Raw genomic sequence first — 14,159 nt, forward strand, 5'->3', positions numbered from 1 at the left:
CCGCCCGGCAGCAGTCGGTGATCACTTCTCGCGCGGCGGGACCGGGAGATGACCCGGGTCCGTACGGGAGAGGAGAAGGTCAGCTGCGTGCCGGTCGGGTTGTGCTCGATGCAAGACGCCGAGCGGCCCCACGTCGTGGAGATACGCGACGAGGGTGCCGCTCGACTTCGTGCCGGTGACCGTGGCGGCCCGCGCGGTTACTTCAGGGCGCTCTTGGCCTGCCAGTCGGCCCACGACACGTTCCACGCGCCGTATCCGTTGCCCTCGGCGACGGTGCCCTTGGCGTCCGCTCCGGTGATCTCGAACGGGTCGCCCACCCGCACCTGTCCGTACAGCGCGGAGGCGTTCGCGTCACTCATTCCGACACAGCCCGAACTCCGGTTGGCCTGGCCGAAATAGCCCGCGTTCCACGGGGCCGCGTGCGCGTACATCCCCGACCACGTCAGCCGCATCGAGTAGTCGACCATCTTGTCGTAGGCGTCGCCGAGGCCCACCGTCTCGGAGCGCATGTTGATCGTGCCCTCCTTCGACATCAGGACGGCGGTGCCCCGCCAGGACGCCTTCTCGCCGCCCGGGGTGCCCGCCGACATCGGGATGTCCAGGACCTGCTTCCCGTCCCGGTGCAGGGCGAGGCGGTGCCGGTCGAGGTCGACCTTGACGACCTGGGCCGCGCCGACGGTGAACGTCGTCCTGTAGTCGCGGACGAACCAGCCGCCGTCCGTACCCGTGTCGATGCCGTTCAGCTGCGCGTCCAGGGTGACCTTCGTGCCGGGCTTCCAGTACTCCTTCGGCCGCCAGTCGACACGGTCCTTGCCCGAGTAGTCCTGGAGCCAGCCCCAGGAGCCCTCGGTGTCGTTGGAGGTGGACACCTTGAGGGCCTTCTCCACGGCCGCCTTGTTCTTCACCGGGTGGTCGAAGACGACGGACAGCGGCTGGGCGATGCCCACGGTCGTGTCCTTCCCGGGCGCGAGCGACAGCTTGTTGACCTTCTCGGCCCCGGCGGTGGTGAAGACTGCCTGGTCACTGCCGCCGTCGGAGTCCTTCGCCTGCACCGTGTACGCGGTGCCCGGTGCGGCCACCCGCTCGGATGTCCAGGTCCGGCCGTCGGCGGATATCTTCCCGGCCAGCGTGCCGCTCTCGCCCGCCGTCACCGCCACCGACTTGAGCTTCCCGTGCGCCAGGGTGACCTTCACCGGCTGCCCCGGCGCCGCAGCCTTGCCCTTGAGGTTCACCGAGATGCTGGTGTCGGGCGCCGCATCGGGGGCGTCCTCGGCAGAGGTGGAGCCACCGGCGTAGCAGCCGGTGAGCGCGGCGGCGAGGAGCGCCGCCGGACCGGCCAGAACGGTACGTCGGATGCCGGGGCGCGCGGACCGCGACAGGCGTGCGGGGCGTGACGGGCGTGCGGGGCGTGACGGGCGTGCGGAACGTGACGGGCGTGCGGAACGTGACGGGCGTGCGGAACTCAACGAAACCTCCCAGGCAGGACACTCAGCTGGTCAGAGGCCAATTCGCCCATGTCGGGTTCCGTCCGGAGCGGAAAATCTCACCGCCGGAAGCGGAGTGCGGCGCTCAGCCGCTCGCCCGGTGCGACGCCGGTGTGCCGCTGCTCGGCGCGGGCTCCTGTGCCTCGCGCGTCACATCGCCGACGACCTCGACCACATCGGGGCCGTACGCCTGGGAGTTGACGACCTTCAGCAGCAGGCAGAACGACTTGTTGCCGTGCTTGCGCAGCAGCTTCTCGTGGTTGCGGGCCACATAGCGGGTCGCCGCCTGGTTGGTGATGGCCCGCTGCCCGCAGAACACGAAGACCGGACGCGCGTCCTGCCCGCCCGTCAGCCGGGCGAGCAGGACGTACTCCGAGGTCCCGGGCTCCAGCCGGTAGCGCTCCGCCCCGATCCGGAAGGCGACCCGGTCCGGGCCGGGGTCCTGCTCGACGTTGATCCGGACCCCGGGCAGCAGGGTGCGCAGGTGCGCCGCCATCCGCTGGTTGGACATCGGGCCGCCGACGCAGAACTCCGTACGCTCCCCGAACCCCTGCTGGGCCGTGTCGTGCGTCACGATCTGCGCATGCGCCCCGCAGTCCTTGATCAGCGCGGAGAGTTCGAGCAGGGCGAAGGCGTCGTGGCGGTGCACGGACCCGTCGGCGCCCGCGTACCGGTTCACGACGAGCAGGCACTCGGAGTTGCGTGGCAGCCCGAAGAAGGCCTGCTTGCGGCGGAGCTTGCGCCGCCACAGGTAGCTCCGGGCCAGCCAGCCCAGGGAGGTACTGAGGCCGGCGGCTATCACGCCCAGCACGATGTTGCGCACGTCGTCCGTCATGGGCGCGCATGGTACCGGTCATTCGGGTAGCCGTTCGAGGCGGTCCTGACGATCCGGCTCCGCCGGGACTACCCTGCGGCGGAGATCCGTTGACTGGAGGTACGTATGCGCCGTTCCGTCGGCCGGAACACGTCCCTGTTGGCCGTCCTCGCCGTCCTCGCCTCGGTGGGGGCCGCCGCCCCGGCGGCCTCGGCGCCATCCGCCGCCCCGCACCCCGCGCCGCCCAAGTCCCCGGTGGCGGTGGGCTACGGGGGAGCGGTGGCGAGCGTCGACCGGGACGCGTCGGCCGCCGGGATCGAGGTCCTGCGCAGGGGCGGCAACGCGGTGGACGCGGCCGTCGCCACCGCGGCGGCCCTCGGGGTGACGGAACCGTACTCGGCGGGCATCGGCGGCGGTGGTTACTTCGTCCACTACGACGCCAGGAAGCGCGCAGTGCAGACCATCGACGGCCGCGAGACAGCCCCGCGCAGCGCGGACGCCTCGCTCTTCCTGGAGAACGGCAAGCCGATCCCGTTCGCGGAGGGGATGACCAGCGGCCTCGGTGTCGGCACCCCCGGCACTCCGGCCACCTGGGAGCGGGCGCTGGACGCCTGGGGCAGCAAGTCCCTGCGTACGCTGCTGAAACCGGCCGAGCGCCTGGCGCGGAACGGGTTCGTGGTGGACAGCACCTTCCGCTCGCAGACTGCCGCCAACCAGGCCAGGTTCGCCGACTTCCCGGCCTCCGCGAAGCTGTTCCTCCCGGGCGGTGAACTCCCCGTCGTCGGCTCGGTGTTCAAGAACCCGGACCTGGCCCGTACGTACGCGAAGCTCGGCCGGGAAGGGGTCGGCGCGCTGTACCGGGGCGAGTTGGCCGACGACATCGTCCGTACCGTACGCAAGCCGCCGGTCGACCCGGACGCCACCCGGACGGTGCGGCCCGGCGATCTGACCCGCAAGGACCTCGCTTCCTACCGGCCCCTGCTCAAGGACCCCACCAGGGTGAACTACCGGGGCCTGGACGTCTACGGCATGGCCCCCTCCTCGTCCGGCGGCACCAGCGTGGGCGAGGCCCTCAACATCCTTGAGTCGACCGATCTTTCGCGGGCCGACCGCACCCGGTATCTGCATCGGCTCATCGAGGCGAGCCGGATCGCCTTCGCGGACCGGGGCCGCTGGGTGGGCGACCCGGCGTTCGAGGACGTCCCCACGAAGGAGCTGCTGAGCCAGCGGTTCGCGGACGCCCGGGAGTGCCTGATCAGCGACGACAAGGCGCTGACCAGCCCCATGGCGCCGGGCGACCCGCGGAACCCCGAGCGGTGCGGCAGCGGTGGCGCGGCCGTTCCGACGACGTACGAGGGGGAGAGCACCACCCACCTGACGGCCGCCGACAAGTGGGGCAACGTCGTCGCCTACACCCTTACGATCGAGTCCACCGGCGGCAGCGGCATCACGGTGCCCGGCCGCGGCTTCCTGCTCAACAACGAACTCACCGACTTCTCCTTCGCCCCCGCCGACCCGGCCGTGCACGACCCGAACCTGCCGGGACCCGGCAAGCGCCCGCGCTCGTCGATCTCGCCGACGATCGTGCTGAAGCACGGCAAGCCGGTCCTCGCCCTCGGCACACCGGGCGGGGCCACGATCATCACGACCGTCCTCCAGTCGCTCACCGGGCACCTGGACCGGGGGCTCCCGCTGGTCGACGCGATCGCCGCGCCGCGCGCCAGCCAGCGCAACACGGCGACGACGGACATCGAGCCGGACCTGTGGAACAGCCCGGTCCGCGCGGAGCTGGAGAGGCTCGGCCACGCCTTCAAGCAGAACCCGGAGATCGGGGCCGCCACCGGTGTGCAGCGGCTGCCCGACGGCCGATGGCTCGCGGCGGCGGAAAAGGTGCGCCGGGGCGGCGGCTCGGCCATGGTGGTGCATCCGGGCGGCAGGCGCTGAGCCGGCCGGACGAAGCAGGGGCGGCGACCCGCACGGGCCCCTCGTTCTACGGGAAGGGCCCATCCGCACCATGCGCACCCGAATGCTCGCCCTGACCTCCGCCGCCTGCGGCGCCGCGCTGCTCGCGGCGGCGGCGCTGCCGGCGGCCGCCAGTGACGCGGAGACGACCGCCCCGGAGGGTTCGGCCGTGGACGCGACCGAGGTGACCGCCGACGAGCTGCTGGCCGAGGTCCGCTCCTGTACGCGGATCTCGAAGGGCAAGTACCGCACGGACAGCGCCAGCCCCCAGGCCACGGTCTCGGTCTGCGGCACCCCGGACGCCGTGTTCTGGAAGGCGGACATGGACATCGACTGCGACGGCCGGAAGACCAAGGAGTGCAACCGGAAGACGGACCCGTACTTCCTGCCGGAGACCGCGTTCACGTCCTCGCGCGGCGAACCGCTGGACTCGGCCGCACTCCCCCATGTGGTGGTACCCGCCCCCGGCAAGGTGTGGGACTACCGGAAGTCGGGGCTCAGCGGCGGCAGCGTCGTCGCGGTCGTGTACGGGGACCTGGTGCGGTACGGCGTCATCGGGGACACCGGCCCCACGGGCATCATCGGGGAGGCGTCGTACGCCATGGCCGTGACGCTGGGCATCGACCCCGACCCGGTGAGCGGAGGCGCCGAGTCCGGGGTCACGTACATCGCGTTCAAGGACTCCCGTATCTCCCCGATCGAGAGCCGTGCGAAGGCGCGGAGCCGGGGAGAGGAACTGGCGAGGGAGTTCGTGGGGCGTTCCTGAAGGTGTTTCCGGGGGACGTCCCGGAGCTGCTTTCTCCGGTCGGTCAGGCGCGGCCGGTGCCTGGTCAGAGCCCAGCCGTAACCCGGCAGGAGTCCGGCCGGATGCCCGGTCAGAGCGCGGTCAGGACGCGCGGACCGCCGTCGGTGACCGCCACCGTGTGCTCGCTGTGCGCGGCCCGGGTGCCGTCGGCCGTCCGCAGCGTCCACCCGTCCCGGTCCTCGCGGAACGCGTCGCCGCCGCCGGCGATCAGCATGGGCTCGATCGCCAGGACCATGCCGTGCCGCAGCGGCATGCCGCGCCCCGGGCGTCCCTCGTTCGGCACGGGCGGGTCCTCGTGCATGGACCGGCCGATCCCGTGCCCGCCGTACCCCTCCATGATCCCGTAGCCCGCGTCCCGGCAGACCGTGCCGATCGCGTGGGCGATGTCGCCGATGCGGTTGCCCACTACCGCTGCGGCGATCCCGGCCTCCAGGGCCCGGTCTGCGGTGGCGATGAGCCGGGTGTCGGCGGGGCGGGCGCGGCCCACGGTGAAGCTGACCGCCGAGTCGCCCGCCCAGCCGTCGAGGAGGGCGCCCGTGTCCACGCTGACCAGGTCCCCGTCCCGCAGCGGCTCGGCCGAGGGGATGCCGTGCACGATCGCGTCGTTGACCGAGACGCAGACGACGGCCGGGAAGGGCGTGGAGGCGAAGTGGGGCCGGTAGTTCAGGAACGGCGAGGAGGCGCCGGCCTCGCTCAGCACCTCGCGGGCCGCCTCGTCCAGTTGGCGCGGGGTCACGCCGACCGCCGCGGCTTTCCGCGTACGGGTCAGGATCTGCGCGACGACCCGGCCGGCCTCGCGCATCGCTTCGATGTCGGTGTCTGTCTTGATGTGAACCATGCCCATTACTATACCGGTCGAAGCGGTATAGTAATGACGGTATAGGAATGGTGTGCCGTGGTAGGGTGGCCCCATGGTCCGCACCCCCCTGACCCCCGAAGAGCGCCTGCGCGGCGAGCGGCTCGGCCTGCTGCTCCGCCAAGCGCGCGGGGAGCGCAGTATGGCAGCCGTCGCCGCGAGCGCCGGAATCTCCGCGGAGACCCTCCGCAAGATCGAGACCGGCCGCGCCCCCACCCCGGCCTTCTTCACCGTGGCCGCCCTCGCCGGTGCGCTGGGTCTCTCCCTGGACGAGATCCTCGGCGGCTGCGCACCGGAACCGGCCGCGGTGCCGATGATCGCGTAGTGCCCCCTCCGGAGGCGCGCAGGGCGTAGGGTCGCGCCCGTGACTCTCCAGGACTTCGCCCGCAGCGAATACGTCAGCCTGACCACCTACCGGAGGGACGGCACACCCGTCGCCACGCCCGTCTGGGCGGCCGCCGAAGGTGATGTGCTGTACGTCTGGACCCGCTCCGACTCGTGGAAGGTCAAGCGGCTGCGCAACAACAGCAAGGTCGTCGTGACCGTCTGCGACGTGCGCGGCCGGATCGCCGAAGGGGCCCCGAGCGCCGAGGGCACCGCCACGCTCCTCGACGAGGACGCGACCCGTGCGGTGCGCAAGCTGCTGGCCCGCAAGTACACGTGGAAGTTCTGGCTGGTGGACTGGCCCGCCATGGTCGCCCGGCTCGGCAAGCGCCCGCACACCGGTGTCGCTGTCACCTTCTGAGCCTTCCGTGCCTTCCGCGCCCTCGGTGCCTTCCGGGGCCGTTCACCGGAGCGCGCGGGGGGCGCACGGCGCGGCTGCCGTGCTCCCGCCGCAGTGTGCCCGAAAGCTGCGCGTAGCCGTCCCGTAACACACCTGCGGTCGAATGCCTCCGGACCGGAAGGTTCCAGTCGAAGGTCGGCGAGGGCGACGATGACGGTGTATCAGCAGGCGGTGGAAGTAGGAGAGTTCGCGCGGTACCTACGCGATCTGGCGGCGCGACTGGACCCCGGGCGCGGCTGGTACGGGGTCTTCGTCCGGCGCGACCCGGCGGGCATGCGGTCCTGCCTCGACGGGGTGGAGGTCCCGCCCTGGGACGTGGTCGAGTCCCTGCTCGCGGACCTGGCTGAGCTGCACGGCGCACGCTTCGCCGAGCAGGTCTCGGTCCGGGCGGCCGCGCTCTACTCCGCCTCCGCCGCCGCCCACGACCGGCGGCCCGGCGGACGCCAGGAGCTCGTCCGCCGGCTGGAGTTGATGATCGGCGAGCAGGGCCGGGCGGCAGAACGGCTGCGCGACGCCGGGGCCGCCGACACGGACCCGGCCGACCCCGAGGCGCTGGCCTGGGCCCGCGACGACCACGCACGGGCCTCGGCGCGCTGCGCGGAACTGCGCAGGCGGCTGGCGGCGGTGACGGTGCCGGACGTGTACGCCGAACCCGCCCCGGCACCGGATGCGCAACCCGCCCCCGCGCCTGCCCCCGCCCCTGGTCACTCGCGGGTGGCGGGCGATCCGTATGCCCCCGGGGCGGAGATGCCCGCCCCGGCCGCGTACCCCGCCTCCGCGCCGGGGGCCTCCGCCCCGGCCGCGTACCCGGCCCCTGCGTCCGGCGCCCCGGCATCCGTTCACCCGCGCGTCGCGCCCGCCGGGCCCGTGGCTCCCGCCGCCGAGCCCTCGCGCAAGAAGCCGCGCGGTGCCCGGTTCGCCGGGCTGGAGGTCGACGACGAGGCGACCGGCTACGCCCCCTCGCCGGTGCCCGTGCTGCCCGCCCCCGCACGGCCCGGGGCCTCTGCCCCGCGTGGCGCCCGCTTCGGCGGCGCGGGCGATGAGGGCGGAGGGGATCGTGAGGGCCGGGACCGGCCCGGGCGGGACCGTACGCCGGACGCCCTGCCGGACCCGGCTGCCGGGCAGGCCGTGGCCGCCGCCGTCGCCCGGCTGGTCCGGCTGCGCGCCGAGGGCCGCGGCGGCGAGGCGCACGTGGTGCTCTGCGAGGTCGCGGCCTGGCCCGCGGCCCGGCTGCCGGTGCTCGCGGTCGCCCTGTACCGGGCGGGCCTCTCCGCCGACTGGACGACCCTGCTCTGGGAGGTGTCCTCGCTGCCGCCCGCCGGGTTCGCCTCGGCGGCGGGCGCGCTGGCCGCCGCGGGCCGCGACGACGACTGCGGGCTTCTGTTGCGCCAGGGAGTGGCCCGGCCCGCCGCCGAGGTGGCCGAAGCGGTGCTCGCCCTGGACGGCGCGGGCCGCGAACGCGAGGCGCGGGACCTGCTCGGAGCCTTCATCCGCGTACGCACTCCGCAGGAGGCCGCCGCCCTCGCCGGGAACGGCGGCACCCGGCTGCTGCCCCTCCTCCTGGCGGCCGCCCGTGAGGTGGCCGTGGAGCGGGAGTGGGACCTGGTGCACGCGCTGCGCGTGGCGGGCGTGCCGGGGGTCTGAACGCCCGGCGCGTGCTGCCCGCCGATCGGTACCGCGTCCGTTGTGGACCGCTCGGGTGCGAAACATGATCGACTCCGTCGGTTCACGGCGATGGTCTTGCCCCACCGGACCACGGGGCTTACGTTCTCCATCCATGCACCGATCTACGTGCGTAGAGAACGCGTGCAGGCTCTCTGACGCCGCGTCGAAGGAGCAGCTCATGTCCCACGTCGTACGCGCCGCACTCGTCCAGGCGACCTGGACCGGCGACACCGAATCCATGATTGCCAAGCACGAGGAGCACGCGCGCGAGGCCGCCCGGCAGGGGGCGAAGATCATCGGCTTCCAGGAGGTGTTCAACGCCCCCTACTTCTGCCAGGTCCAGGAGCCCGAGCACTACCGCTGGGCCGAGCCGGTGCCCGACGGGCCGACCGTCCGGCGGATGCGGGACCTGGCCCGGGAGACCGGGATGGTCGTCGTCGTGCCGGTCTTCGAGATCGAGCAGACCGGGTTCTACTACAACACCGCGGCCGTGATCGACGCCGACGGCACGTATCTCGGCAAGTACCGCAAGCACCACATCCCGCAGGTCAAGGGCTTCTGGGAGAAGTACTACTTCAAGCCCGGCAACGCCGGCTGGCCGGTCTTCGACACTGCCGTCGGCAAGGTCGGTGTCTACATCTGCTACGACCGGCACTTCCCCGAGGGCTGGCGGCAACTGGGCCTCAACGGAGCCCAGTTGGTCTACAATCCGTCGGCCACCTCGCGCGGCCTCTCCAGCTACCTCTGGCAGCTGGAGCAGCCCGCGTCCGCCGTCGCCAACGAGTACTTCGTCGCCGCGATCAACCGCGTCGGCCAGGAGGAGTACGGCGACAACGACTTCTACGGCACCAGCTACTTCGTCGACCCGCGCGGCCAGTTCGTCGGCGATGTCGCCAGCGACAAGGAGGAGGAACTCCTCGTCCGCGACCTGGACTTCGGACTGATCGAGGAAGTCCGCCAGCAGTGGGCGTTCTACCGGGACCGACGGCCCGACGCCTACGACGGGCTGGTGGAGCCGTGACCGGACTGTACGACCGCCACCGCGCCGTCAGCCCCGAATGGCTGGCCCTCTACTACCGCCACCCCATCGAACTCACCCACGGCGAGGGCCGCCACGTCCAGGACGCGGACGGCAACCGCTACCTGGACTTCTTCGGCGGCATCCTCACCACGATGACCGCCCACGCCCTGCCCGAGGTCACCAAGGCGGTCGCCGAGCAGGCCGGGCGGATCGTCCACTCCTCCACCCTCTACCTCAACCGCCCCATGGTGGAGATGGCCGAGCGGATCGCCACCCTCTCCGGCATCCCCGACGCCCGGGTCTTCTTCACCACCTCGGGCACCGAGGCCAACGACACCGCGCTGCTGCTCGCCACCGCGTACCGCCGGTCCAACCAGATCCTCGCGATGCGCAACAGCTACCACGGCCGGTCGTTCTCGACGGTCTCGATCACCGGCAACCAGGCCTGGTCGCCGACGAATCTCTCCCCGCTCCAGACGCTGTACGTCCACGGCGGCGTCCGCGGCCGGGGACCGTACGCCGAGCTGAGCGACGAGCGGTTCATCAAGGCGTGCGTCGCCGACCTGGAAGACCTCCTCGGGCACACCCGCCGCCCCGCCGCCCTGATCGCCGAACCCATCCAGGGCGTCGGCGGCTTCACCTCGCCGCCCGACGGGCTGTTCGCCGCCTTCCGCCAAGTCCTGGACCGGCACGGTGTGTTGTGGATCTCGGACGAGGTCCAGACCGGCTGGGGCCGTACCGGCGAGCACTTCTGGGGCTGGCAGGCGCACGCGGAGCACGGCCCGCCGGACATCCTCACCTTCGCCAAGGGCATCGGCAACGGCATGTCGGTGGGCGGAGTCGTGGCCCGTGCCGAGGTGATGAACTGCCTCGACGCCAACTCCATCTCCACGTTCGGCGGTTCACCCATCACCATGGCCGCGTCGCTCGCCAACCTCTCGTACCTCCTGGAGCACGACCTCCAGGGCAACGCGCGGCGTGTCGGCGGGCTCCTCATCGAGCGGCTGCGCGGCATCGCCGCCGGTTGCCCCGCCGTACGCGAAGTGCGCGGCCGGGGCCTGATGATCGGCATCGAGCTGGTGAAGCCCGGCACCGACGAGGCAGACCCGGAAGCCGCGACAGCCGTCCTCGAAGCGGCCCGGGAGGGCGGACTGCTCATCGGCAAGGGCGGCAGCCACAGCACCAGCGTGCTCAGGATCGCCCCGCCGCTGACCCTGACCGTCACCGAGGCCGAGGAAGGCGCGGCCATCCTCGCGGACGCCCTGCACGCGGCGGGCTGACCCGCCCCGCAGGCCCGTGCGCCGTACGTATCAACCGCCGCGCGGGGCGGCCCCGCCGTACGCCCAGGAGGCCGGAGGGGGCGCCCCGCAGTGAGGAGGAACCCATGAGCCGCACCGTCATCCACGGCGGCCTGGTCATCACAGCGTCCGACGAGATCCACGCCGACGTCCTCATCGAGGGCGGTCGCATCGCCGCGCTCGCCGCCCACGGGACCGACGCCGCCGAGAGCTGGAGCGCCGACCGGCGGATCGACGCCACCGGGAAGTACGTCATCCCGGGCGGCGTCGACGCCCACACCCACATGGAGATGCCGTTCGGCGGAACGTACGCCGCCGACACCTTCGAGACCGGAACCCGGGCCGCGGCCTGGGGCGGCACCACCACCATCGTCGACTTCGCGATCCAGAGCGTGGGCCGTTCGCTGCGCGAAGGGCTGGACTCCTGGTACGGGAAGGCCGACGGCAACTGCGCCATCGACTACGCCTTCCACATGATCCTCGCCGACGTGAACCCCTCCTCGCTCAAGGAGATGGACCACCTCGTCTCCGAAGGGGTCACCTCCTTCAAGCTGTTCATGGCCTACCCGGGCGTCTTCTACTCCGACGACGGCCAGATCCTGCGGGCCATGCAACAGGCCGCGGGCAACGGCGGGTTGATCATGATGCACGCCGAGAACGGCATCGCCATCGACGTCCTGGTCGAGCAGGCGCTCGCCGCCGGCCGCACCGACCCCCGCTACCACGGAGACGTCCGCAAGGTCGCCCTGGAGGCCGAGGCCACCCATCGCGCCGTCCAGCTCGCCCGGGTCGCCGGATCTCCCCTCTACGTCGTCCACGTCTCCGCCGACGAGGCCGTGGAGGAGATCGCCGCCGCCCGCCACAAGGGCCTCCCGGTCTACGGCGAGACCTGCCCGCAGTACCTGTTCCTGTCCACCGACAACCTCGCCGAGCCGGACTTCGAGGGCGCCAAGTACGTCTGCTCCACCCCGCTGCGCCCCAAGGAGCACCAGGAAGCCCTGTGGCGGGGCCTTCGCACCAACGAACTCCAGGTCGTCTCCACCGACCACTGCCCATTCTGCTTCTCGGGCCAGAAGGAGATGGGCCGCGGCGACTTCTCCAAGATCCCCAACGGCATGCCGGGCGTCGAGCACCGCATGGACCTGCTGCACCAGGCCGTGGTCGACGGACACATCACCCGCCGCCGCTGGATCGAGATCGCCTGCGCCTCCCCGGCCCGGATGTTCGGCCTCTATCCGAAGAAGGGCACCATCGCCCCGGGCGCCGACGCGGACATCGTCATCTACGCCCCGGCCGCCGAGCACGTCCTCTCCGCCGAGACCCACCACATGAACGTCGACTACTCGGCGTACGAGGGCAAACGCATCACCGGGCAGGTCGAGACCGTCCTCTCGCGCGGCGAACCCGTCATCGACGGAAGGAAGTTCACCGGCCGTGCCGGACACGGCATGTACACCCCCCGCGCCACCTGTCAGTACCTGGACTAGCTGCCTGTCAGCACCTGGATAGGAGATCCCGTCATGGACTTCGGACTCGTCCTCCAGACCGACCCGCCCGCCTCGGCCGTCGTCGGCCTGATGCGCCGCGCCGAGCGCAACGGCTTCCGCTACGGCTGGACCTTCGACTCGGCGGTGCTCTGGCAGGAGCCGTTCGTCATCTACAGCCGCATCCTGGAGCACACCGAACGCCTCACCGTGGGCCCCATGGTCACCAACCCGGGCACCCGCACCTGGGAGGTCACCGCCTCCACCTTCGCCACCCTCAACGACATGTACGGCAACCGCACCGTCTGCGGCATCGGCCGCGGCGACTCCGCCATGCGCGTCGCGGGCCGCCGCCCCAACACCCTGGCCCGCCTGGGCGAGGCCATCGACGTCATCCGGGACCTCGCGGAGGGCCGGGAGGCCACGGTCGACGGGCAGCCGGTGCAGATTCCCTGGGTGAAGGACGGGCGGCTGCCGGTGTGGATGGCGGCGTACGGGCCCAAGGCCCTGGCCCTGGCCGGGCAGAAGGCCGACGGCTTCATCCTCCAGCTCGCCGACCCCTTCCTCACCGAGTGGATGATCAAGGCGGTACGGCAGGCTGCCACCGACGCGGGCCGAGACCCCGACGCCCTCACCATCTGCGTCGCCGCCCCCGCGTACGTCACGGCCGACGGCTCCCCGCAGGCGCTTGCCCATGCCCGCGATCAGTGCCGCTGGTTCGGCGGAATGGTCGGCAACCACGTCGCCGACCTCGTCGCCAAGTACGGCGAACACTCCTCGATGATCCCCGAGGAGCTGACGGCGTACATCAAGGACCGCCAGGGCTACGACTACGGCCACCACGGCCGCGCCGACAACCCTGACACCGCCTTCGTCCCCGACGAAATCGTCGACCGCTTCTGCCTCCTCGGCCCCGCCGAGGCCCACATCGAGAAGCTCCACCACCTGCGCGACCTCGGCGTCGACCAGTTCGCCGTCTACGACATGCACGACAACCGCGAGGGCACCATCGACGCCTACGGTTCCACCGTCATCCCCGCCATTCGCTGACAAAGTCGTTCGGCCCAGGCACCGATACAGGTGGATGACGGCCATCTACCTGTTCCCGATGACGCATCATGTGGAGTGCGTCGCCATCCTGGAACCCGTCGCAAAGGGCGCCTGGCCTGCAGGTTCGGGTCGTGTGCGCTATGAGCGTTGTGGGCGTTACGGGCGATATCTTGACGCTGAAATGACGCTCTCCGAGGCATCTTGACGCTCATTTGACGCTCGTTCTGATGGGTCATCAGGTGCATCGCGCCGCTGATCAGGCGGGCTCCTGACTGTACGGGTGCGGCAGAGTGCCGGGAATTTCGTGGTGCTGAGCGGTCCCACTCATTCACCTGCGCAGAGGTCCAGCAGGTTCTTCGTCTGCTGGTGGTACACGCCTTATATGGCCCCTGACCAGCCGAAACGGCCACTACGCGGCCAAGCTGTAGGCGGCTGGTCCGCGTATGGCGCGGATCTTGGTCGGCACGGAGTGCACCCCTGGCCGTCGGCCCGACGCGGCGGCGAGCCGGCGGGTCGCTCCGGGGCCGGCTTGGCGCCGCGTCGGCGGGGAGGACTAGGGGGCGTATTTGGTTGTGATCAAGGGGCCGCTCGCGTGAGGTCCTTGATCCAGATCACGGAGGCCCGGAGGTGGAGACCGGCGAGGTAGCTCCCCGGGGTCTTGTCGTAGCGGGTCGCGATGCCTCGCCATGCCTTCATTCTGTTGATCGACCGCACGACGGTGTTCCGTTCCTCGTAGAGCTCGGTGTCGTGACTGACGGGCCGGCCGCCCCCACTGCCCTTCTTCTTCCGGTTGGCGGCCTGGTCCTTCTTCTCCGGGATGACCGCCTTGATGCGGCGTTTGCGCAGGTGTTGCGTCCTGAACGCGTGAAGGAGTTGGTTGTAGGACAGCTTCCGATTGCGGTGCTGTGTGGAAGATGAAGGATTTGGCCCTTCGGA

12 protein-coding genes and 2 pseudogenes are annotated in these 14,159 nt (G+C 71.4%); 9 read left to right on the forward strand and 5 right to left on the reverse strand.

The genetic code is table 11. From position 1 onward, the window contains the following. Nucleotides 1–21 precede the first annotated feature (21 nt). The 3 genes and pseudogenes from ACZ5WC_RS13685 to ACZ5WC_RS13695 form a co-directional block, all read right to left on the reverse strand. Nucleotides 22–228, reverse strand: a pseudogene (locus ACZ5WC_RS13685) (acyl esterase); the annotation flags it as partial. Beyond that, on the reverse strand, nt 198–1,379 hold the full coding sequence (locus ACZ5WC_RS13690) for a L,D-transpeptidase (protein WP_468540986.1): 1,182 nt from the start codon (nt 1,377–1,379) through the stop codon (nt 198–200). The pseudogene ACZ5WC_RS13685 and the gene ACZ5WC_RS13690, both read right to left, overlap by 31 nt. A 190-nt stretch (nt 1,380–1,569) precedes the next feature. After that, a complete protein-coding gene (locus tag ACZ5WC_RS13695) occupies nt 1,570–2,319 on the reverse strand; it encodes a hypothetical protein (protein ID WP_468540955.1) in 750 nt (249 codons plus the stop codon). A gap of 105 nt (nt 2,320–2,424) precedes the next feature. Here ACZ5WC_RS13695 and ggt point away from each other — a divergent pair, with 105 nt between their 5' ends. Both ggt and ACZ5WC_RS13705 read left to right on the forward strand, forming a co-directional pair. Next, on the forward strand, nt 2,425–4,242 hold the full coding sequence (gene ggt / locus ACZ5WC_RS13700; RefSeq protein ID WP_468540956.1) for a gamma-glutamyltransferase: 1,818 nt from the start codon (nt 2,425–2,427) through the stop codon (nt 4,240–4,242). Between the two features lie 70 nt (nt 4,243–4,312). Continuing rightward, complete coding sequence (locus ACZ5WC_RS13705; protein ID WP_468540957.1) at nt 4,313–5,026, forward strand: glycoside hydrolase family 75 protein; 714 nt, start codon at nt 4,313–4,315, stop codon at nt 5,024–5,026. A 109-nt stretch (nt 5,027–5,135) separates the two neighbouring features. Here the strand turns inward: ACZ5WC_RS13705 and map are convergent, their stop codons facing one another. Further along, nucleotides 5,136–5,903, reverse strand: a complete 768-nt coding sequence (gene map / locus ACZ5WC_RS13710; protein WP_468540958.1) for a type I methionyl aminopeptidase — start codon at nt 5,901–5,903, stop codon at nt 5,136–5,138. Nucleotides 5,904–5,976: 73 nt separating this feature from the next. Here map and ACZ5WC_RS13715 point away from each other — a divergent pair, with 73 nt between their 5' ends. From ACZ5WC_RS13715 to ACZ5WC_RS13745, 7 genes are all read left to right on the forward strand, one after another. Beyond that, nucleotides 5,977–6,246, forward strand: a complete 270-nt coding sequence (locus tag ACZ5WC_RS13715) for a helix-turn-helix domain-containing protein (RefSeq protein ID WP_468540959.1) — start codon at nt 5,977–5,979, stop codon at nt 6,244–6,246. A 39-nt stretch (nt 6,247–6,285) separates the two neighbouring features. Beyond that, the gene (locus tag ACZ5WC_RS13720) at nt 6,286–6,666 is read left to right on the forward strand and encodes a PPOX class F420-dependent oxidoreductase (protein ID WP_468540960.1); all 381 of its coding nucleotides are present in this window, start codon (nt 6,286–6,288) and stop codon (nt 6,664–6,666) included. Nucleotides 6,667–6,855: 189 nt separating this feature from the next. Beyond that, nucleotides 6,856–8,349: a hypothetical protein gene (locus ACZ5WC_RS13725; RefSeq protein WP_468540961.1), complete on the forward strand. Its 1,494-nt coding sequence runs from the start codon at nt 6,856–6,858 to the stop codon at nt 8,347–8,349. 199 nt (nt 8,350–8,548) lie between these two features. Beyond that, nucleotides 8,549–9,391: a nitrilase-related carbon-nitrogen hydrolase gene (locus ACZ5WC_RS13730; RefSeq protein WP_468540962.1), complete on the forward strand. Its 843-nt coding sequence runs from the start codon at nt 8,549–8,551 to the stop codon at nt 9,389–9,391. Next, nucleotides 9,388–10,671 (forward strand): aspartate aminotransferase family protein, encoded by a 1,284-nt coding sequence (locus ACZ5WC_RS13735; RefSeq protein ID WP_468540963.1) that lies wholly within the window; start codon nt 9,388–9,390, stop codon nt 10,669–10,671. The genes ACZ5WC_RS13730 and ACZ5WC_RS13735 overlap by 4 nt, the downstream gene beginning before the upstream one ends. A gap of 104 nt (nt 10,672–10,775) precedes the next feature. Next, nucleotides 10,776–12,176, forward strand: coding sequence for a dihydropyrimidinase (hydA, locus tag ACZ5WC_RS13740; RefSeq protein ID WP_468540964.1), 1,401 nt, complete (start codon nt 10,776–10,778; stop codon nt 12,174–12,176). 33 nt (nt 12,177–12,209) lie between these two features. Beyond that, complete coding sequence (locus ACZ5WC_RS13745; RefSeq protein WP_468540965.1) at nt 12,210–13,223, forward strand: TIGR03842 family LLM class F420-dependent oxidoreductase; 1,014 nt, start codon at nt 12,210–12,212, stop codon at nt 13,221–13,223. Between the two features lie 576 nt (nt 13,224–13,799). On the opposite strand, the pseudogene ACZ5WC_RS13750 reads toward ACZ5WC_RS13745, so the two are convergent. Then, a pseudogene (locus ACZ5WC_RS13750) lies at nt 13,800–14,159 on the reverse strand (hypothetical protein); the annotation flags it as partial.

Source organism: Streptomyces sp. NPDC033165 (genome assembly GCF_055577965.1).